The organism is Segatella copri (assembly GCF_051861805.1).
Classification (GTDB): Bacteria; Bacteroidota; Bacteroidia; order Bacteroidales; family Bacteroidaceae; genus Prevotella; species Prevotella copri_M.
In genome coordinates this window covers 1,995,189-2,016,121 of record NZ_CP146520.1, presented here as the reverse complement: position 1 = coordinate 2,016,121, position 20,933 = coordinate 1,995,189, and the positions used below count along the sequence as shown (strand labels likewise).

At 45.9% G+C, this 20,933-nt stretch carries 16 protein-coding genes; 9 read left to right on the top strand and 7 right to left on the bottom strand.

The annotated features are described in order from the left end of the window. Nucleotides 1-335: 335 nt before the first annotated feature. The 7 genes from V8Z93_RS07680 to V8Z93_RS07650 form a co-directional block, all read right to left on the bottom strand. On the bottom strand, nt 336-719 hold the full coding sequence (locus V8Z93_RS07680; RefSeq protein WP_089544302.1) for a hypothetical protein: 384 nt from the start codon (nt 717-719) through the stop codon (nt 336-338). A gap of 10 nt (nt 720-729) precedes the next feature. Then, nucleotides 730-1,323 carry a C39 family peptidase gene (locus tag V8Z93_RS07675; protein ID WP_022328649.1) on the bottom strand — a complete coding sequence of 198 codons (594 nt, stop codon included), beginning with the start codon at nt 1,321-1,323 and terminating at the stop codon, nt 730-732. Nucleotides 1,324-1,580: 257 nt separating this feature from the next. Further along, nucleotides 1,581-2,945: a MobV family relaxase gene (gene mobV, locus V8Z93_RS07670; protein ID WP_117694495.1), complete on the bottom strand. Its 1,365-nt coding sequence runs from the start codon at nt 2,943-2,945 to the stop codon at nt 1,581-1,583. Nucleotides 2,946-3,135: 190 nt separating this feature from the next. Continuing rightward, nucleotides 3,136-4,086 (bottom strand): toprim domain-containing protein, encoded by a 951-nt coding sequence (locus tag V8Z93_RS07665; protein WP_439431171.1) that lies wholly within the window; start codon nt 4,084-4,086, stop codon nt 3,136-3,138. Between the two features lie 276 nt (nt 4,087-4,362). Next, on the bottom strand, nt 4,363-5,619 hold the full coding sequence (locus tag V8Z93_RS07660) for a primase-helicase family protein (protein WP_022121237.1): 1,257 nt from the start codon (nt 5,617-5,619) through the stop codon (nt 4,363-4,365). A gap of 381 nt (nt 5,620-6,000) precedes the next feature. After that, on the bottom strand, nt 6,001-6,372 hold the full coding sequence (locus tag V8Z93_RS07655) for a hypothetical protein (RefSeq protein WP_089544307.1): 372 nt from the start codon (nt 6,370-6,372) through the stop codon (nt 6,001-6,003). Further along, nucleotides 6,369-7,592 (bottom strand): site-specific integrase, encoded by a 1,224-nt coding sequence (locus V8Z93_RS07650; RefSeq protein ID WP_089544308.1) that lies wholly within the window; start codon nt 7,590-7,592, stop codon nt 6,369-6,371. The genes V8Z93_RS07655 and V8Z93_RS07650 overlap by 4 nt, the downstream gene beginning before the upstream one ends. Before the next feature lie 353 nt (nt 7,593-7,945). Here V8Z93_RS07650 and V8Z93_RS07645 point away from each other — a divergent pair, with 353 nt between their 5' ends. The 9 genes from V8Z93_RS07645 to V8Z93_RS07605 all read left to right on the top strand — a co-directional run bounded on the left by V8Z93_RS07645 (nt 7,946) and on the right by V8Z93_RS07605 (nt 20,900). Continuing rightward, nucleotides 7,946-8,191: a hypothetical protein gene (locus V8Z93_RS07645; RefSeq protein WP_439431170.1), complete on the top strand. Its 246-nt coding sequence runs from the start codon at nt 7,946-7,948 to the stop codon at nt 8,189-8,191. A 4-nt stretch (nt 8,192-8,195) separates the two neighbouring features. Next, nucleotides 8,196-8,405, top strand: a complete 210-nt coding sequence (locus V8Z93_RS07640; RefSeq protein ID WP_203040987.1) for a hypothetical protein — start codon at nt 8,196-8,198, stop codon at nt 8,403-8,405. Nucleotides 8,406-8,864: 459 nt separating this feature from the next. Continuing rightward, nucleotides 8,865-11,297, top strand: a complete 2,433-nt coding sequence (locus tag V8Z93_RS07635; RefSeq protein ID WP_439431169.1) for a hypothetical protein — start codon at nt 8,865-8,867, stop codon at nt 11,295-11,297. A 127-nt stretch (nt 11,298-11,424) separates the two neighbouring features. Continuing rightward, nucleotides 11,425-13,881: a hypothetical protein gene (locus V8Z93_RS07630; protein WP_439431168.1), complete on the top strand. Its 2,457-nt coding sequence runs from the start codon at nt 11,425-11,427 to the stop codon at nt 13,879-13,881. A 113-nt stretch (nt 13,882-13,994) separates the two neighbouring features. Continuing rightward, on the top strand, nt 13,995-15,407 hold the full coding sequence (locus V8Z93_RS07625; protein WP_439431167.1) for a TolC family protein: 1,413 nt from the start codon (nt 13,995-13,997) through the stop codon (nt 15,405-15,407). Beyond that, nucleotides 15,404-16,591 carry a multidrug transporter gene (locus V8Z93_RS07620; RefSeq protein WP_439431166.1) on the top strand — a complete coding sequence of 396 codons (1,188 nt, stop codon included), beginning with the start codon at nt 15,404-15,406 and terminating at the stop codon, nt 16,589-16,591. Before V8Z93_RS07625 ends, V8Z93_RS07620 begins: the two co-directional genes overlap by 4 nt. After that, a complete protein-coding gene (locus V8Z93_RS07615) occupies nt 16,588-18,192 on the top strand; it encodes a hypothetical protein (RefSeq protein WP_439431165.1) in 1,605 nt (534 codons plus the stop codon). Before V8Z93_RS07620 ends, V8Z93_RS07615 begins: the two co-directional genes overlap by 4 nt. A gap of 27 nt (nt 18,193-18,219) precedes the next feature. Continuing rightward, complete coding sequence (locus V8Z93_RS07610; RefSeq protein WP_203050563.1) at nt 18,220-19,536, top strand: glycosyltransferase family 2 protein; 1,317 nt, start codon at nt 18,220-18,222, stop codon at nt 19,534-19,536. 107 nt (nt 19,537-19,643) lie between these two features. Further along, nucleotides 19,644-20,900, top strand: coding sequence for a nucleotide sugar dehydrogenase (locus V8Z93_RS07605; protein WP_439431164.1), 1,257 nt, complete (start codon nt 19,644-19,646; stop codon nt 20,898-20,900). The last annotated feature ends 33 nt before the right edge of the window (nt 20,901-20,933 follow it).

Genomic DNA, 20,933 nt, shown 5'->3' with positions numbered 1-20,933 from the left:
TACGCTAAAATCAGCCGAATAGCTAAAAATGAACTATTTATGAGTTTTTCACCTCAACAGAGGTAATGATTTAGCAACAGTTCTAAATTCTGCAATCTGCATACGTTTGCTGCCTAACAACTCTTTTCGGCTGCAAAAATACAAAAAAATAATGAATCTAAGAATTTTATTAAACAAAAAATATCAAACAGAGAAATATGTTGCAAAAAGCACTGTCTTACTAGTGGTCTGTAAAGTCTAAAAGTTGAGTAAAACGTCGTTCGTCACATACTGATGATTGATGAAATATCACACGTGCCTTACTAAACTTTTAGACTTTACAATCTACTAGTTGTTTATTTTGCGAAATACGTATTTACAACATTTGTTGTTGTATTTTGCAATTTTAGCAACTTGTCGGTAAATTCTAAAACTTTAAACTTAACAGAGAAAGTTTTTGTACCCTTTCCTTCTGATGGAAAAATAACATAAAATGTTTCTACGTTTTCCTGCTGTATTAAGTATGGCTTCTCTATAGTATGAGTCTGTCCATTAAAGGAGAAACTAGTTGTGTATGTCGTATCTTTGAATATAAGACTCGAAGTATAAGACTTTCCTTTTGGCAATTGCAACTCCCATTTTTTACCTTTTAAGCTGTCGATTTTAAATGATTGTGCATGAACTAATTGCCCATTTAGGAACAATAGAGAAATAAAAAAATATTTAAAAATCAACTTCATATTTATTTAATTACTTTATACCTGTTAATACTATATTATAATCTTGTAAAAAATACCCAGCATTAACTGAGTACATACAAGCAAGCTCAGGGTCCATATAAATAGCAGCACCCGTATTGGAGTTATATCCTACACATAACACATTATGGGCAGAGCTTTCTATTTGGCTATTTACATCAGTCATGACGGGATGCTTGGCATCTATTGCAGACTTATAATTTGTAAATGTTTGAGTTTTAAAGAAATGTGTTACAAAAGGCTCGATATAATCCAAAGAAACACCATCAATCAAAGGATTTGAATTATATGTCTGTGTATAATATAGAATATACGCTCCCTCATTTACTGTTCCACCAAAAACTTTATTGTTTGCATACTCCATAATTGATGTTACGCAGGCATTAGGTATTTGCTTTGCCATTGTTGTTGGCAAACTGCTTTTGACAAAGACATCACCTTTTTGTTTTGAATATTTTGTCGGGTTATAAATTATTTGAGTGGAAATCTGTTCTTTCGACACATTGTCTGGCTCGATTAAATCAGTCCCTTCACATGCGACCAAAAAAGTCACAGGAATAAAAAATAACAAATGTTTTATCTTCATATACATTTTCCTTTCCAAATGGTTTCGTCATTCAATTCTTGCACTTGTAGCAACCATCTTTAAATCTACAAGATTCTATATTTTTTTGCAAATTTACAAAAAAAATATTTTAAGTGTTGAAAAATCAAAATTATTTATCCTTTTTAACAATATATCTTTGTTTGCCTAGAAATATCTTTTTAAATTTTGACGCTACAAAGATAGCGTGATTTTTCTGACATATCCAAATCCTGAGCAACTTTTTGTTGCTCAGGTCTTTAGATTTTTTCTTCTTTATTTATCTTCGGATTTAAGGTTCTTCTATCTTTTGAGATATTCCATTGCTCCTTGAACCATTCAACAATAGGCTGTCTATTGATACACAGAAACAATTGGTTCGGTTTGGTAGAATCAGAGAACACCTTGATTTCTGCATTCTCCACATTGAACTTTCTTCTGTGCTTCTCGGAATAGAGTGAACCGCTAAAGTTGAGTGCCTTTCCAGCAAGGAGCACACTAATTTGTTCAGCCGTGAAGCCTATCCTCTTGCACAAACTTTCTATTTGCAAGTATGCCTCCAACATCGGGAACCAACGCTTGGCTTTGCGGATGATGTTGTTGAGCATCGTTACCTCCGTGGAGTGCTTGCTTTTCAAATCAACGACCTCTGCTTGGTGTTTCTGTTGCATCTCGCCGAGTTGTTGGGTGTGGCTGTCCTCCATTCGCTGCATTTTCCCATGGAGTTCGTCAATGTATTGCTCTCTGTCTGTCACAAGCTCGCACAACTTTTGGTTGTGCTGCTCCACCTCCTTCAATTTTCCACTACCTAAAAGAGAACAAATCTTCGACACAAAGGCAGTCTTGGCTTCCGTCTTAGCAGCCTGTAGTTTCTCCGTGTTGATTTCGCTCTTGGTCTGTTTGAGCAGTCGCTCTGCTTCCTCCACATCGGATTGCAGCAGTTTCATGCAGTTTTGAAGTCTCTCCGTCTCTCGCTTGATGTTACGGTAATACTGTGCCGTGGAGGTATGCCTCGCATCCGACCCACGGACACCTCGCTTCAAGCCATACTTGCCCATGGCTTCAGCATAGCTGTCGTGATAGCCAACCATCTTGTCACGGTTGAGCACATCATCGGCACACAACCTCACGACATTGGCTTTCTTGCGGTATGTCCGCTTGCCCTCTTCCGTTGTCTTGTTCTTCGCCTTTCTCCGTTCGCCAGTCACTATCGGAACGATGGAGGCGTGGAGATGTGGCGTGTGCTCGTCCATGTGGAGAACCACCGACACGACATTCTCCTTGCCGAACGTGTCCTGCAACCACTTCAAGCTGTCGTTGCACCAATCGTCAAGCTGATCATTGGCTGCGATGTTCATCATGTCCTCGTGCGTTCCAGACAGCACGGTTCTAATCACCCTCACCTGGTCATTGGTTATCTTGCGCTTGATGCCTGCCGTCTTGATGCGGTGGGCGATGGCTTCGTCACGACCATACACACCGCTCGGCATCTTGACAAGCTCACGGTTGAGGTGAGTTCTCGTAGGGTCAGCGTTGTCGGGTATCACCTTGCGCTCTATGTGGTCTGACTCCCTTGCGTCAGAGCTGCCCTTTGCCTTCTTGAAATCCAAACTGAAATGTCCCATAATAAACTTGTTTTTGAGTTGTACAAATCCGCTTGCCGCATTGCGTCCTGCGCATGGCTCACGGGGTTTCAAAAGGGGATGCCCCTTTGCTCAAATGGGTGTTTTTAGCGGTGGCGTGCCACTGCGTCAAGAAAACGCCCTATTGAGCTATGGCTTTTCCGTTCAGAATAGCTATTGGAGCAGGAACCGCCTACATACCTAAGGCTGCGCCTTTCTTCCGAGGTGGAGCAGTCCGCTTAACAGGCTGTACTTGGTGTACCGACTGTTTGGATTTCACTCCGCACAGATAGTCGTTCAAGTCGTTGTACTCGCTGTACAAGTGGGATGCATCCCTCACACGGTAGCTGAGGGCGTTCTCGATGGCAAGCGTTGCCTTCCGCCCTGCCTCGTCGTTGTCGAGCAGACAACTGATGCGCTCGTAGCCGTGGAGTGCGTCAACAGCCTTGTCCACATTGCTTGTGGAGTTGAGTATCACGTAGTCCTGCGCTTCCAATGACGGACAAGACGGAAACTTCTCCATGCGTAACGAGAGAAAGGAAAGATAGTCCATCATGCCCTCGAAAACATAGCAAGAGTATCTTGGCTCGCCTTGCTGTCGGATATGTGTGATGTCCTTGGGGGACATGCAACCCTTGAAGAATCGGTTACGAACCTCGTAACCGCCCGACTTGTTCTTGAAGCCGATGACGAAGTAGTTCTTGCCATTATGCGAGAAGTGGAGTTCCACACATTCCTTTCGGGCTATGCACAGGTCAATATTCCGCTCGCTCAGATAGCGCAGGAGTGCAGGGTGGTTGAGCTCCCTAACCTCCAATCTCTCAAAACTCGGCTCGGAAGCTTGCTGAGGGAAAGAAAAGTCGGTCGGGCGTACATGGGGCGCTTGCTTCTCCATCTTGTCCAAGAGATATGGCAAGTTGTCTGATGCGTAAAGGTATGACGCAAGGGTGATGATGTTGCCGCCCTTGCCCATTCCGAAATCGAACCAACTGTTCATCGTGGTGTTCACCTTGAAAGATGGCTCGCTCTCGTTTCTCAGCGGTGACTTGTACCAAAGGTTTGCACCCTGCTGTTTGACAGGGTGGTGTCCCAAACTTAGCAGATAATCTGCAATCTTGATTTGCTTTGCTTCTTGAATATTCATGTCTTACTGTGGATTAAGTGGTGTATGTATTTCTGATGAATTGTTGAAAATAGTATGTATTGGTATGATAACCAAAGGCTTATCTTCTCAACAAACTCTCAACAAATGGTTCTTTTCAACAAAATCACTGGGCAAAAGAGAAAGACAGGCATTAGCGGTCATGTTTTCTCTTTTCAACAGTCTCTTTCTTTTGTTGAGAGATTTGTTGAGAAAATGTTGAGCCTTAAATACTTGATATCCAACACTTCTTTCGTCATATTCAACAATTCAACAAAATTATATGCTATTTAGCTTGTCCCTCGTTACAGTGTAGAACCTGCCCACACGTTTTGTTGGCGAGTAGTGACCGCTGCTGTTGTAGTTGTACTCGTATGAGGTGTAGGTGAGGGCGTTCTCTGAAGGTTGCAGCTTCCAACAGTCCTGCACTATCTTTCGCACAAGGTGCTTCTCCGCTTTCACGTGGTTGCATTGCAACAAGGCGATTGCATCATTGAGGCAGAATTGCAAACTGTCGGTTTGGGTGTTCTCCATGACCTCAAGGAACAGCTCCGACATTTCCACCTCAAGTCGGTTGCGGTTGCAGCGTATGATTCTCCTCAGAGCATCGGTCGCTATCTGTTCGGGGGCGAACCACATACGGCTCTTCCGCTCTGTGGACAGCGTTCTGCCTTGCAGATGGAACAGAAAAGCGGGTATCTCCGCCTTCAGTTTCTCCAAGAAGTCGGTATCGTCAGATTGCAACGATAAAATCTTCCTCACCCAATATCGGGTCTCGCCCTCGTCAATGATGACAGGGAGTGATTCGTTGTTGGAGCACAGCACGAACTTGGCAAAGAAGGAAATCTCGTTCCTGTCCTTGCCCTTGGCTTCCACCTTGTACGAGAGTGTGGTGCTGAGGTTCTTCAACCGCTCGGAATCCTCCCTGCGGCTGAGCAATACCTCGTCCACGACTATGAGCAGTTTGCCAGCCCAATCGGAGTTGAACTGACTGCGGAAGTCCTCGTTGGTGTTGAATGTCACGTTGTCCTGGAACAATGCCTTCAGAAAGTTCAAGAACGTGGTCTTGCCTGTGTTTCTTTCCTCTGATACAAGCAATAGAATAGGCAGCTTCTGCACTGGTCTGAGATAAAGAAGTTGCAGGTAGTCCATGCCAAGCTCATATTGCTCACCGAAGATGTGACTAACCAACTTCTTGATATTTGGGAAGCCCCCTTGCATCGGCTTATGTCCTATCGGCTCGTATAGGTTGAGGAAACCGTCTATCACCGTGCGGTGGTTCACATGTTCGGGAACAGTACAGAAGCCGTCATACTTGTGAACGTACTTGATGAACTCCTTGCCGTAGTCCTGACGCAAGGTCTCCATGTTCCATGGGATGCGCTTTCTTACCTTTCCTCCATTGATGGTAGGTTGGTCAACCACCTTGTACAAGGTTGTGCCAACACGGATGAACACCTCGTTTGTCGGAGGTGCAGCCTGTGGCTTTGCATTTGCCACGCCTACAAGCTGATTGTTGTCGTTTGTCTTGCTCATAATCTAACCTTTGTGAGTTGATAAATTAAAGTTGCAAAGGTAAGGGCGGAAAATCAAAACGCAAAACACAAACTTGCGCAGAATGGAGAAGTTTGCACCGACAATGTTAAAAGATTGGAAATCAATGTGCTTGATGTAGCCTTTCGGGATAAGATAAAACGAAAAATCCCGAAGAGAGGCTTCCTTGCAAACCTTTCCTCGGGATGAACAAAAATGTATTCCTGCATGTCATACGTTTTATATGTCATACGATAAAACTGTAAAACGTTTGACATCAGCAGTTCTTCGTTCTTCACAGAAATGCTTGATACGACAGTGAATCAGTACGTAGGCAAGTCAATACGACAGTGAATAATAGAAGCGTCAAAGATACAACCAATCTCAGCTAATGGCATTTGTCCCTCCGTAGAGTTGTAGGACAATGGCTGCTTTCTCTTTTGCTCCGTACAGCCTCTTGAAGATGGCATTACGAAGTTGCATAGCCCCATTAGAGGTGAGACGGAAGCAAATGGCAACAACCATAGGGAATCCATACAATGTTTGCCAAATACCCTTGGAAGTTTCTTGTCTTTGTTGGACTTCCGACATAGACAACATGCCTTCTTTATATATGACTTGTATCACAGAGTTGAGTTTTGGGGCGGTAACATGAAGCATATTGACCAATTCTCCCTCACTCATCCACAAGTTCTCCAAGTTGGACGGAATGGAAAGTATTCCATTTCCGTCCACGGTGATTACAGTCCTTTTCATACCATTCCTCCCATAACAGGCAAGTGCCCCTTGATTCGACTTTCAAAGACTGCTATGTCATGGTCAAGTTTGTTGCTTGTCACCTTGGCGTATATCTGCGTCGTGGTGATGTTTGTATGGCCAAGAATCTTGCTCACGCTCTCTATCGGCATACCATATTCCAAGGCTAAAACAGCCCAAGAGTGGCGAGACACGTGAAATGAAACCCGCTTCTTGATGCCACACATTGCAGCAACTTTCTTGATGCGCTTGTTGATGTTGCTAAGATTGCCGATATTGAATACGTGGCTTCCTTTTCTGAAAGACTTGTATCTCTCAATAATCTGCATGGGAATATCCATCAACTTGATTTGAAAAGGTACACCAGTCTTCTGACGCTTGGACACAATCCAAGGAGCACCGTTTATCATGCTGATGTTATCTTCCGTCAAGTTCTTGATGTCGATGAAAGAGATACCTGTCCAACAACCAAAGAGAAAGAGGTCTCTCGCAAATGCCATATTCGGGTCTTCCAACTTCATCTCTGTCATGGCGGTAAGCTCGTCCAAGGTCAAGAACTCACGTTCCTTGTGATCTGGGTCAACGTGGTACATGGCAAACGGATTTCTTGGTATCTTGCCGTTGTAGTGAGCTGCCGTTACGATATGTTTCAGTGGTATGGAGTAAATCCAAATAGAGGACTGCGCAAGTCCTACAACATTCTTCAAGTACAGACAATAGTCACGAATGAACTCCTCTGTAAGCTCATTCATGGACATATCGCTGCGCTTGTACTGATACTTGATGAACTCGGCAACATACTTTCTTACCGTCAGATACTTGCGGTAGGTGTTCTTGGCTCTGTCCTTGCCTACACGCTTGGCAAAGGCTGCGTTCTCCTTGTCAAAGGCTCTGAGCAAGGTCTCGTACTCTGTGCCTATGCCTTGGTAGGCATTTCTCACCATCTCAGCTGTAACGAACGCCTCACGGTCGGAAAGGCGTTGGTAATGCTTGGCGATTTGAGCCTTGATGTTGTCAAGCGCAAAGTTCACCTCCTTGGCTTCCTTGCTCTTGCCAATGGCTCTGTTGCCCTTGGCATCCCAGATAGCCTTGGTCACGCTCTGCTTGCAACTGAACTGTGCGATAGTTCCGTTGATTGTCACTCGTCCCATGATAGGGACAATTCCGTTTCTCTCCTTGCTTCCATTTATATAGAAGACTGTCTTGAAAGTGCATCTCATAATTCTTACTTTTTTGTTCGGTGCAAAATTAAACTATGAGAGCTGCATGACAAAACCAAAACTTACGCAGAATGGGGAAATATGAACCGTCACCGTTAAAAATGCTTATTAGGGCGTTTCTGCGAGGTAATGATTTGAAAGCGTTTCTATTTCATCAATCTGCGTTTTCCGCATTTCCTTGTCTGTGCCACTTAAAGCCAACGGCTGCCACAACCACTTGAAACTCAAAATAAAAGCATCATTCTGCTATTTTTTGCTTTTTTAGGCGTTATTTTCTAGCAAAAAACCGCTTTTCCTTGTAGGTTTCACAAAATAATCGTATATTTGCAGCGGTTTTTAAAACGAAGAGAATTATGACAGCATTAGAGTTACAGTCAGAATACCAATCACTCGTCAGCAGAATAGCCAACGAGGATTACGAGACGATAAGTAAGGCAGTCAAAGCACTGAAGAAAATATTGTCTCCCAACAAGGCTGTGTCTATCAACAAGTCAAAGACTAAGAAAATAACCAGGGCAGACTTAGTTATAGACCCAAGAATTGCAGCCATGACTAAAGGCATCAACTCACCAGAGTCGTTCGACTACAAAAATGAATAGAATTATGATTTCAGAAAAAGAACTAAATAGCTATCGCTTGACAAGCATGGAAGAGCCAACAGACGAAATGCTGGCCCAGATTATGCATGAGGCTGCGGACTTATATCGGAAAGAAAACGAAGACGCAAGCAGAAGAGTAATCGACATGATCAAAGAAGCTTCCAACGAAGCAATAACACAATATCAAACCCGATATGGCAGACAACATGCATAAACCCGTCCTAACACAGCATGATTTTCGAGACAGAATTGCGGAATAGCATCGCAATACGCCGACCGCACCTACGTCTACGATAATTCTACAGACGGCGTAGAGGCTCAGCTCCTCTTCCGAATGACCGACGGCAAGGTGTTCAAGGAGTACGTAACAGAAATACCGGAATGGGCACAGGGCATCTCTGGCAAGTAAATACTCCCTCGTTATCGTGCACAACAAGTCAACATGGTGGCAATCAGCACAAAACATGAAGAATTAAGCTTATTTAACGCAGAAAATTGACTAGTTTTGGAATATTTACATTAAATTTGCACCCGATAAGAGCAGGTATGAGTAAAATAGCGTAGCAACTAAATACACTATCAAGCCCATAATCTACTGGGTGTTAAACCAAAAACAAGTTACTGAACGTAAAAGATAATAAATTCGTAAGTACAATTTAAACTTATAATAGATATGAAAGTAATCAATTCTAAGCTTGCTGCCATCGGTTTGGCAGCATTCGTTTTCGCATCATGTAGCGACAGCAACAGCGATCCAACCAATTCTGGTTCTACACCAGCCAAGGTTGACGCGACTACTATTGACCTCACCAGCAATAGCGGCGAGTCATTGATGTCTAACGTCATCAACTACAAGAACACTACTGCTAATGCACGTAAGTTCTTTGGTACTAGAGCAGCTAATGACGCAAATTTCGCAACTACATTCAACATGCCTGTGCAGAAGAATACCGATACCCAGGTTTATGGCAAGTGCAACCTGGATGGCGGCAGATACTATCTGAAGAAATCTGCAGGCGAATGTGACTTTACTAAGAACACCATCAAGAATGCAACTATCTTTGTAAATGGAGATGCCAAATTGCACTACTCTGCTACAACTTTCGAGAACACAACAATCGTTGTTGAGCAGGGCGGTTCTTTGATTTTTGAAGGCGAAGGCTCTATGATTAAGCCAGGCGTTACCGTCTATAACGAATTGGGTTATATCAAGACTAAAGAATCAACACAAGACATCGTCATCGAGGGTAACCTCTATTCTTCTTGGAGAGGTTTAAAAACCGGAAAAGACGAGAATGGCAACGATGTAACTATCAAGGAACTCAAATCTGGTTTAGGACAGCTCAAAACAGACAAGACGGCTCCAGCACAGAAGATTACCTTCAAGAACGGATCTAACGTTTGCATCATCGGTTCTATCCGTGGTACAGAAGTAAACGTTGAGGAAGGTGCCAATGTATATGCATCAGCTCACGTTTGGAACGCTACTGATGTTAACATCGATGGTAACTTGCAGATAGGTGGTTTCCTTACAGCAGCAACCCTCAACCTCAACAACAAGGGTTACTTGCAGTGTGGCGACAACAGTACCATCAAGGTTACCAAGGCTTTGACTATGAATGCAGGTTCTCAGATTGATGCAGACTACATCAATGTAACCAACAACGAGAAAGATGAGCACAACAAGGTTACCAAGGTAGGTGAAGCTCAGCTCAACCTCAATGGTGCCTGCAAGATCAACCTCGACAACAAGGGCGTTATCAATGTGAACAAGCTGGTTACCGACAACGCAGCATTGGGTCAGATTTCTCTGGATAAGACTAATGGTGTGGCTGTCATCAAGGCAGACGAGTTCCATTACAGCGGTGATGAGGCTATCCAGGCATTCGCTACTCCAGCTGAAGGTGCTACATTCCTCTTCCAGTTCACCAAGTGCTTCCAGGGTACAACCCAGCTTAATTCTGCCGAGGATCTTGACATCTCTGCTTCATACCTTGACTACGACAAGGCTACCACTGGTGATTTAGTTAAGCTGAAAGATGCCAAAAACGAGCAGTATGGTTATGAGTTGACAGTAAAGGCTGAAGACTTGATTAAAAAGCCAAAGCTCGATTTGTTCTCTGCTACAGGTGTTAAGCAGAACACCCTCTCTGCCACATCTATCCAGGCAGCCAACGACAAGTTGTATGTTACATACCACACCCAGGGCAATGATAAGAGTCATATGGGAGGCGGATTGGAAGTTGCTCATATTGACGGCAAGAAGCTTATTCTCGATCAGGCTGTTTCAGCTCAGGGAGGATTGGATGTAAACTATGGCATGATTGACGGCAACCGCTTCTATGTTGCTGCTACATCTTACAAGGAAGGTGCTTTCCTGGGTTATGCTAATCTGTCAAATGGTCAGTTGAGCGACACCAAGCTTGTTACCTACCCTATCGACAAGACAAATCCAGACAATAAGATTGATGCCAACTGCGTAGCTAAGTACAACGACAACTTCGTTTTGGCAACCAACAAGGGTTATCAGGTTTACAACTCTACATTCACCCAGCGTACTCCACACCTTACAGCAAACGACGTGAAGTTCGTTGCCGTTGGCGGTGACAAGCTCTATGGCTTGGAGGCAAATGGTACAACTACTGGTACAGTCAACATCTTCGACAACACAAGCCTGGATGCTCCTCAGAGCTATACCACTGTAGGTAAGGTGGGTGTTCCTGATGGAAAGAACACCATCGCTGTAGACGGCACAGACCTTTATGTATGCCAGGGTGACGGCGGTCTTGTACGTTACGATGCACAAGGTAACGGTACCGTTCTGTTCGATGCCCCAGTAGGCGAAAAGAACAAGATTATCGGTCGCGTTAATGGTGTTGCAGTAGATAACAACTATATCTATGTAGCATGTGGCGGTTACGGCCTCGTTGTATTGGACAAGACCTTGGCTAAGGGTAAAAATGTAGTTGCTCGTCGCCGTGCATTCTTTGATGGCAAGGAGAGCTACAACTCAGCTAACTACGTAACCCTGTATAAGGATTACATCTGTGTAGCTTATGGTCGCAGCCGTGTCCAGATCTTCAAGTTGGTAAATACGATAAAGTAATCAACTAAAATATTCTTTTCTCCCACACTCACCAAAAGAGTGTGGGAGAATTAAAACTTTTAGAGCTAGGATATAGCCCGAAAAGCCCCAACCAAATTATACATAAAACTATAAAAGAAAGATTAACATGAAACATTATTTTTCAAGACTTGTTACTTTCTCTTTTGCAGCAATGCTTCTGGCATCTTGTAGCGATTCAAATGACACGCCAATAGATCAGAATCCTGGTAATGCCATAAAAAATGTGGTAGGTGAAGAAGTAATTTCCATCACCGACCCTCAGGAGTTGGCTGGTAGCGTTATCAATTACAAGGCGAAAGCAGCAACAAGAGCTGCCGGCGCAACAGAGGCTAATCTGAGCGACGTCTACGGAATGCCTAGCCTGCCTAGCCATGACGGAGCTATCGAAATCAAGAATAACGATGGATGTAAGGGACTGGATGGTTCCAAGACCTACATCATCAAGAAAGGCACAAAAATAAGCAGTGGACTCAATCTGAACGGAGCCACTCTGTTTATCGAAGGCGAACTGACTACACAAAATATATGGGGATGTTCAGCCTGGATAAACAATGCCGCACAAAAAGGAAAAATCTACATCCTCGAAGGAGGAACATTACATATAGACAACAATAACACTGCACTTTTCCAGAATTCAGGAATATATTGCTACAATTATGGTGGAACTCTGAAAAAAGAGGGCAGCAACATGTATCTGGAAAGTAATGATGCCTATTTTACTACCGGAAACATTGAAGTAAAAAATGAACTGAAAGTTCAAGGATTGCTTTATGTGGGCGGCGATGCCAACGTAGGCAAGCTGTCAACTGAGTCTAATGCCAAGATCAATATTCAAGGCAATCTTCTTGGTACAGAAAATCAGGATTTGTCCGTAGATGGATGCATCCTGAACATCAACGGAAAAGCAAAAGTCAACAAGCTGACAATTCAAGGTTCTGCTCCAAAACTTTATGCTTGTTCATTTGAAGTGACAGACAAGACGGTTCTCAATTCAAATGGCGCTGAAGCGCACATCAATAATCTGAAGACAGGAGCTATCGACCAGTGTGCAGGAAGTACCATTTATCTGGTTAACAACAGCGTCATCGACTGTAAGGGTACTTACAAGAATGACAACAATGGCAACGACAGTAGAGTCATTCTTCAAGGAGACAATGCAAATGCCATCTTCAGAGCAGCAGAGGTGAAATACAACGGAAATAATGATGCCGGCAATATTCTTATTGCTCCGGGAACCTACGAATATTTCTCAACCTGCTATATCTTCCGAGCTAGCGGAAGCGGAGGCGTTATCTATATGGACTGCGATAAGTTTACCAATAATGGTCATTCGGCAACTTATACTTATGCTCCAGGTCTTTCAGACAATACAAAGAGATATGATATGTATAATGACCCTGTTGTCCCAACATCATGTGACGGTACGACACCAGACCCCACACCAACTCCAAACCCTGAACCAGGCAAGAAGATTGATGTGATTTCCGTGATTGATTATACAAATCATACACACGACATCTCTGCTACATGTATTCAGCCACACAATGGCAAACTATACATGTCGTACCACACCAACGAAGAGAACCAGACAGATCCAAACAAGAAGACGGGTGGTTGTATAGAAGTGTTTGAAACAAAGAACGACCAGACAACCATGTTGCAGTATCTGCAGGACAAGAAAGAAATCTACGACTTCAACCACCTCATGGTGGACGGCAAGGATGCTACGAAGTACGTATATATTGCTGGTCACTCAACCAACGGTGGTATGATGGGTAGAATCGCTTTGGATAGCAACGGACTTCTTGACACAGACATCAAGGATATCGATGATTCTACAAAACTGAACCCTCTCACCATCGTAGATTGGGAACATACAGGTTTGGCAAAATCAGACGAGAACTGCATCGTAAGAGACGGAAACAATCTGATGGTGGCAACAACCAAAGGATACGGAGTATATGATGCCAACACGCTGGATTTAATCGGCAAAAAGGAAACACCAGGCAAGGCTAAACACATCGCATTGGACAACCAACACATCGTTACCCTCCACTACAACAACCCAGTAGAGAAAGATAAGGAGGAAGTAAGTGGTACACTGCAAGTCTTCCCATTAGGTGCAGACATTCTTACAGCCACACCAGCAAAGACCATCAACGTAAGCAGCATTGCTCCTAACGACGGTAAGAATACAATAGCTATCGACGGCAATCATATCTACGTTTGCCGAAGTGCTAAGGGATTGTCTTGCTACGACCTTACCACTGGCGAAGAGGTATGGAACTGGGGAGCTCCGCTCACTGCCAACACCAAGGTACCGCAGGGATATGCAAACGGTGTAACTTTCGATGCTAATTACATCTACCTGGCTTGCGGAAGCTACGGTCTGGTAGTTCTCGACAAGAACAAGATGGAAGACGGCAAACCTGTAAAGGTTGTGAAGAAAAGAGCAGAAGCCGGCATGTCTGCCAACTATGTCACACTGGATGGAGGCTACATCTATGTGGCATACGGCAAGAGCCGACTCCGCGTAATGAAACTCATAGATGGAGCTAACTAATGCCCAATAGCAACTAGGAAAACTCCATAGAAAACATAGAATTCAAAAGACACTAGTTGAATGCAGCTGCAACAGCTTGCGGCTGCATTCATAGTGTTTAAACCAAAAAAACAATGAAGCAAAATTTGATACTATATACGACTACTGCTCTCCTCATCACACTCGGAGGACAAAGCACTATGGCTCAGGCTCAAAGGCAGCAACAGCTGAAGAAAAAGAGCTTTAGCCCTAAAATGCTCGTATATGAAAATCTGAAAAACAACAACGTGCTCAGACACTTCAAACAACGCTTCGCACAACTCGACACCCTACTCAATAACCCAATATGGGTAAAATCACCGGTCATTGACCTGGGACTCAACAAACAACATACAGCGGATATCAAAAAAACTGATTCCCTGTACTGGGCGAAGACGGCACACGAACAACTCGCCGTCAACCGACACAACGGACTGGAAGTAACCGGACAGGTTTATGCCCGGCCAGACGCCTACTTTGACTCAGAAAACGACGACGCCGAACAGGTATCAAAATATAAGGCTAAGGTTCAAGCCGAACTGGGATGGAACATCATCAACAGCAAGTTCTACCAGGGAAAAGAAAAAAGAACCAAGGTGGCTCTAGCCAACGAACTCTCAAGACTGCAAGGCAAGAAGAGACAGACGGCTGACATCTACGAAAAAGCTGCCGATGACCTCACCGAACAGTATAACTTCTACATCGGCACAGTGATAGCCCACCGGCTGGACAACCTCGACATCATGAACGAGGCATACCAGTACATGCTGGAGAAAGACCGAATCAGCAACGACAAGATGCTGAAAGTGATGAACGAAAAACTGGAAGCAGAATACGACATCTCTATCCTCTGCTCCGACCGTGACATCTCCAACAAGCCTATCTACAGAATGAAGCCATCAAAAGTGCTCGTAGATACGGCGGCCCTCTGGCGACACATAGACGAGGAAAGCATCGACGCACGAATCGTGATGGTGAAGGAACAGATAGCCGACAACGACAGCAAGCTCTCGAACTATCTGGGAACAACAAGAATCACACCCTTCGCCAGATGGTCAAGCTACTGGCAAAGCAACAACAAGATAAGCAACAACGGCGACGTGGGCGTAAGATTCACCTTCCCTATCTATAACGAGAATCCCCGAAAGCGCAAGGCACTGGAAACGGAGAAGGAAATCATCAGAAGCAGCCGCAACACCGACGTGAAGGAAATCAAGCAGTCGGTAAACATCCTGCTCAAGAGAATAGAAAATCTGAACCAGGCCATCGCCACCGAAGCTTACCACATCAACCAGACCAGCAAATACATCGACATGCGAAGATTTGCCTACAAGAACCAGAAGCAGGGGTACAACTACCTGATGCGAATGGACGAATATACGGGACTCCTGGAAAGCATGGAGAGAATGTATAAGCTGATGTTAAACCGCGGACTCGCCATCATCAACATTGAGAAGGCAGTAAGCATCTACGACAACAACAATATATTCAAGGAAATAGAACTATGAATGAGTTTCAATATAATAATACGCCACAAGAACAGGCTATGGCCGACTTGCTGAAGTCGCAGAGCCACCGACTGGCCAGGCAGCAGATTATCTTCGCGCTGATCTTCCTGCTGGTCATCGTACTGGCGGCATATTATATCATCACCCGAATGATATGGGTTATCTACGACGGGTATATCACCATCGACGAAAACCATATCTCAGCCGTAGATGACATCTACATATTGAAGGTGAACAAGGAAATAGGCGAAGTGGTACACAAGGGAGACACACTCTACTCCTACGTGCTGCTGGGAAACATCGTAAACCAGTATGACCCCAACATCCTGCCTACTGCTGTGAAGGAAACCCACGACATGGAGGTGCAGGCACAGCTGGCTAGAGAAGAAATTCCCGTGCTCAGAACCCGACTCGCCGAACTGAAGAAGCAGAAAGCCTCTGAAACATCAGACATCTACTACGGACTCACCGACAACAGCAAGCGAAACGCCCTGGATGCGGAAATTGCCGAAGTGGAAGAAGAGCTGAGAAAACAGGCCAACAAGGTGGAAATCTACGCACGCGCCAAGAACACCACCTATAACTTCATGGCAAAGAGAGGTGCCAACATGCAGAGCGCATCGATGCCTTACTCCAAAACCAGCATCTACAACGAGGGACTGATACACTACTGCTGCGCACCAGCCGACGCCTACATCGCCAAGATTAACGTGAGCGACAAGACGCTGGTGTTCAAGAGCGAAGAGGTGATGACCATTCAGCACACCGACTATGCAGCATGCCACCTGGGAGTAATTACCTACGTGCCCAACTCGAAGGTGAAGTACATGGAGAGTCCTGACGATGCAGACATCATCATCAACAACGACCTGGAACTGAAGGCGAAGCTGCAGATGGTGGGTCTGAGAGTGGAGGAAATCCCCAAGCACCTGCAGAGCAACTTCTCGCACGATGCCAACGCCGTGGTTGCCATGTTCACCTTCCGCCCCAACCAGCGAGTTCCGGCATGGGTGATGAGCAACCGACTGCCAGTGAGAGTGAGAATCAACAAGTTGAGTGCCATGCTCGACCCAAGACCGCTGCCGATGTACACCATCCCAGTGGATAGAAACCAGAACGTAGTGAGAAGCTCGAAGCTGATCTCTACAGAAAATAAAGAAAAAGACAACACAGAGAAGAAATGATTGGACTCAGAAGAAACAAGCGTGGAGACATGGTGCTGACCATCGACAGCTTCATAGATGTTGACTCAACACCAGATATCCAGTCCGACTACTTCGATTGCATATACATCAATACGACGAGTGAGCGTGCGTTCCATGCAATCATGTTTGGAGCCAGCCCTATCCTATCGTATAAATGCAGCTACAAACCGTTATTCGCCAACACGGCCTTATCGGGAAAGGAACAGATGATTGACTACATCGTGGATGCTTACGTGAGCGACATGAGCAACGAGAAGGTGTACGAGATTATCGACAAGATTAAGAAAGCCAAGGAGAAATATGGCATCAAGCAGGAGTTAGCACGACCTACGCAGCCCAACCAGCTGTTCTCCAACATCCTGAGATACCTGCTATCCAGAGACCAGAGAGTGCTGGGCCACCGACTGATGGAGAAATCGTCGCTGGGTTACATCAACCCTATCTTCGAGCACTACCACAGCATGAGCCTCTTTCATCTTGCCGAAATGTTTACCTTCAAGGACAGTATGGTGGAATGCGGAGCACTGCGCAAGAGTCACTACCTCATCAAGGAGCACCTCTGCCCTAAGTGCAACCACAGCCATCTGCTCTACACGGAGTGCTGCCCCAACTGCGGCAGCTCTAACCTGAAGATTCAGAACATCATCCACCACTTCTCCTGCGCCAACGTGGCTCCGGAAAGTGCCTACAATGTGGGTGGTATGCTCATCTGCCCGAAGTGTCACAAGAAGCTGCGCCACATTGGTGTGGACTACGACCGTCCGGCGGTGATTTACTCCTGCAACGACTGCGAGAATTCGTTCACCACCCCACTGACCAAGGCCACCTGCTGCTACTGCCAGAGCACCTATCCGGTGAATGCACTGGTGCCGCGAGATGTGGTAGACTATGAGATAACGGAAGAAGGAATCCGTATGTTGACAAAAACTGGACTCATGTTCAGCAACATGTCGAACACATACGATAACTATATGGAATACTCGCTGCTGATCAGCCGCCTGCGCCGCCAGTTGCTGGAGACATACCGCAAGGACGAGCTGACCGTGATGGTGGGCAAGATATGGATACTCGACAAGAACCAGGAGACGGTGAGAATCAAAGAGTCTATCCAGGCTCAGTTCTGCCGCCTCTTCAACAGTCACAAGGTATCCTACAACAACAACATCTTCTACGTCACCTTCATGGCGTTCGACGACATGAGCGTGGAAGCGGCACAGCAACAGCTGAGCCAGGAGATGTCGAAGGCCATCCGCAAGATAGCTACCGACATAGAACCGGAACAGATAGTATGCTGCGTGCTGAGCACGAAGAGAGCACTGACCAGCGGACAATATGAAGACTTCTTCAACCAGATGAGCTTCATAGAGCTGACGCCGGATGACTACTGCGGCTACGCAGAATCGCCAATATCGGAAGAAGAGGAAGTGAAACCACAACAGGAAACACTCGACCTCACGCCGAAGGAAGACGACAAGATCATGAAGCGCGTGAAACTCTACAAGCAGCTGGTAGCCGTGCTCATCCTCATCGCCGGCGTACTGATACTGCTTTCCATCCTGACGCTCACCGTGCTGAGATAAGTAAACAGAAGAAAGGGAACTACGCCTATGTTTAACATTGCAGAAAACTTGAACCACTTCTGGGACTGGATATCGACACTCTCGCTGTCGAGCATCGTGAGCACCTACTGGTTTCTCTTCTACATCGAGATGCCTAGATACTACATCCTGGAATACCTGGTGATCTTCTGGCGACTGATGGACAGGAACAAGAGAGAAAAGGAAAATGAGATTGCCAAGTTCTATCTCTACCGCGAGAATCCCCTCATCAGCATCCTGGTGCCGGGAAAGAACGAAGGCAAGAACATCTATAAGATGGTGAAGTCGCTGAACGAGCAGACCTACCGGAACTACGAAATCATCGTGGTGGACGACGGTAGCGACGACGACACCAAACTGATATGCACCGACCTGTATCGTGCGAAACTCATTACGCACTATCTGCGACTGGAAACCCGTGGCGGAAAGGCAGCAGCCAGCAACTACGGAGCCTACATGGCAAGGGGCAAATACATCGTGAGCCTCGACGCCGACTCCTCGCTCGACCGCGACGCCCTGGAGAAAGTGCTCATCCCATTCTATCTGGATGGAGAGGTGAAAGCCGTGGGTGGATGCATTGAGGTGAGAAACTACAAGGCAAGCATCTGCTCGTCGCTGCAGGCTTTTGAATACCTGAAGCGAATACAGGTGGGACGCATCGTGACCAGCGAACTGGGCATCTACCATATCATTTCGGGAGCCTTCGGCGCTTTCGAGACGCAGACGCTCAAGGAGGTGGGATACTGGGACATAGGACCGGGACTCGACGGCGACCTGACGCAGAAGATAAGAAAGGCAGGCTACAAGGTGAAATTCGTGGAGGATGCCATCTGCATGACCAACGTGCCTACCAAATGGTACAAGCTCTATCACCAGAGAATAAGATGGTCGCGATCGCTCGTGAGATTCCGCCTGCGCAAGCACATCGACATCCTGCTGCCTACCAAGAACTGGAGCATCCTGAACTGGATATCCAACATGGAGAGCGTGATGTTCGACTGCTTCCTCAACTTCCTGTGGCTGTGGTATATCATCAACCTGGCGATTACCTTCAACACACACATCGTGGAGGTGCTGGCTCTGGGCTACTTTATCCGAGTATGCTTCTCGCAGTTTGCCTTCCTGCTGGTGCTTCTGGTAACGGAAAGAAAGAAGACGGCACTGTTCCTCTACAGGTTCACGCCGCTGATGTCGCCATACACAGGTTACTTCCTGCGCTTTGCCCGACTCTCGGCACATCTGCAGGAGCTGTTCTTCAGAACATCCTACAAGGATGCCTGGAATCCGAAAAAGACCTCCCGCTATGCTCAGCTGGAAGGTATCTAAGGTTTACTGACCTGGGAAACAGATGACAGGGAAACGGAGGCCTGGGAAACGGACGCCTGGGCAATGAAAATCAAAATAGAAATAAACAATTAATAAAACGATATTATATGATAAACAAATCTTTTGAGTTTAAGATAGGAGTGATAGGATTGGGTTATGTGGGTACCCCCCTTGCCTGCTTATTCTCAAAGAAATATGAGACATGGGGTTACGACATCAATGCCGCCAAGGTGGATAAACTCGCCAACAGGCAGATGTCTGACAACAAGCAACTGTCGAAGGCTTTGGCTCACGGGCTGAAGTTGACGAGCGATATAGAAAACCTCAGAACCTGCAATGTGTATATCATCGCAGTGCCAACGCCCGTCAACAAGTCGAACAAGCCAGACATCAGTTGCGTAAGAAATGCCACACGCTCCGTGGGCAGCATTCTGAAGGAAGGCGATATCGTGGTATACGAATCAACCGTATATCCGGGACTCACCGAAGAAGTATGCGCCCCACTGCTTGAGGCAACCTCAGGACTAAAACTTAACCAGAGTTTCTACGTTGGTTTCTCACCAGAGCGCATCAATCCGGGCGACACGGTGCACACCATCGAGAACATTGTGAAGGTAACCAGCGGTTCTACCCCTGAGGCAGCCGCGATTATCGACAGTCTCTATGCTTCGGTACTTACCCACGGCACCCACAAGGCGCCAAGTATCAGGGTGGCAGAGGCCTGCAAACTGATGGAAAACTGCCAGCGCGACGTGCAGATAGCCTTCTTCAACGAGATGGAGAAAATCTTCGACAAGATGGGCATCAGCATTGAGGACGTAACGGCAGCGGCAAAGACCAAATGGAACTTCGTTCCTGCCACACCGGGACTGGTGGGCGGCCATTGCATCGCCGTGGATCCTTACTACCTCATCAACAAGGCACAGGAGGTGGATGTGGTTCCGTCACTCCTCTCTACGGCACGCGAGGTGAACGAGCAGATGGCGGTTTGGATGGCGGGTAAGATCAAGAGTGCCTGCGAGAACAGAAAGTTCGTGGCTCCCGAGACCAACGTGCTGATTCTGGGCTTCTCTTTCAAGCCCGACAGCGACGACATCCGCAACACCAAGGTGGCTGACCTCTACATCAACCTGGTGGGAGCCGGCTACAAGACGACCCTCTACGACCCATTGGTAGACAGAGACGAAGTAAAAGAAGAATACGGAATTAAAGTAACCGGCGACGAGACGGTGCTCAACAAGCAGTATCAGATTGTCGTAATCGGAACGAACCATAAGATATTTAATAACATAGACATGAGTAAGATTCTCACAGACAAGGGTTTCATTTGCGACATCTATGGAATTCATAAAGCGAGAACTTAGGCATGCCCTAAAAAACGAGAACTAAAATAGCAT

What these genes read in the sequence shown, in the direction of transcription:
- V8Z93_RS07680 (WP_089544302.1), bottom strand. Translation starts at nt 719, where the DNA reads ATGAAGTTGATTTTTAAATATTTTTTTATTTCTCTATTGTTCCTAAAT.
- V8Z93_RS07675 (WP_022328649.1), bottom strand. Translation starts at nt 1,323, where the DNA reads ATGAAGATAAAACATTTGTTATTTTTTATTCCTGTGACTTTTTTGGTC.
- mobV (WP_117694495.1), bottom strand. Translation starts at nt 2,945, where the DNA reads ATGGGACATTTCAGTTTGGATTTCAAGAAGGCAAAGGGCAGCTCTGAC.
- V8Z93_RS07665 (WP_439431171.1), bottom strand. Translation starts at nt 4,086, where the DNA reads ATGAATATTCAAGAAGCAAAGCAAATCAAGATTGCAGATTATCTGCTA.
- V8Z93_RS07660 (WP_022121237.1), bottom strand. Translation starts at nt 5,619, where the DNA reads ATGAGCAAGACAAACGACAACAATCAGCTTGTAGGCGTGGCAAATGCA.
- V8Z93_RS07655 (WP_089544307.1), bottom strand. Translation starts at nt 6,372, where the DNA reads ATGAAAAGGACTGTAATCACCGTGGACGGAAATGGAATACTTTCCATT.
- V8Z93_RS07650 (WP_089544308.1), bottom strand. Translation starts at nt 7,592, where the DNA reads ATGAGATGCACTTTCAAGACAGTCTTCTATATAAATGGAAGCAAGGAG.
- V8Z93_RS07645 (WP_439431170.1), top strand. Translation starts at nt 7,946, where the DNA reads ATGACAGCATTAGAGTTACAGTCAGAATACCAATCACTCGTCAGCAGA.
- V8Z93_RS07640 (WP_203040987.1), top strand. Translation starts at nt 8,196, where the DNA reads ATGATTTCAGAAAAAGAACTAAATAGCTATCGCTTGACAAGCATGGAA.
- V8Z93_RS07635 (WP_439431169.1), top strand. Translation starts at nt 8,865, where the DNA reads ATGAAAGTAATCAATTCTAAGCTTGCTGCCATCGGTTTGGCAGCATTC.
- V8Z93_RS07630 (WP_439431168.1), top strand. Translation starts at nt 11,425, where the DNA reads ATGAAACATTATTTTTCAAGACTTGTTACTTTCTCTTTTGCAGCAATG.
- V8Z93_RS07625 (WP_439431167.1), top strand. Translation starts at nt 13,995, where the DNA reads ATGAAGCAAAATTTGATACTATATACGACTACTGCTCTCCTCATCACA.
- V8Z93_RS07620 (WP_439431166.1), top strand. Translation starts at nt 15,404, where the DNA reads ATGAATGAGTTTCAATATAATAATACGCCACAAGAACAGGCTATGGCC.
- V8Z93_RS07615 (WP_439431165.1), top strand. Translation starts at nt 16,588, where the DNA reads ATGATTGGACTCAGAAGAAACAAGCGTGGAGACATGGTGCTGACCATC.
- V8Z93_RS07610 (WP_203050563.1), top strand. Translation starts at nt 18,220, where the DNA reads ATGTTTAACATTGCAGAAAACTTGAACCACTTCTGGGACTGGATATCG.
- V8Z93_RS07605 (WP_439431164.1), top strand. Translation starts at nt 19,644, where the DNA reads ATGATAAACAAATCTTTTGAGTTTAAGATAGGAGTGATAGGATTGGGT.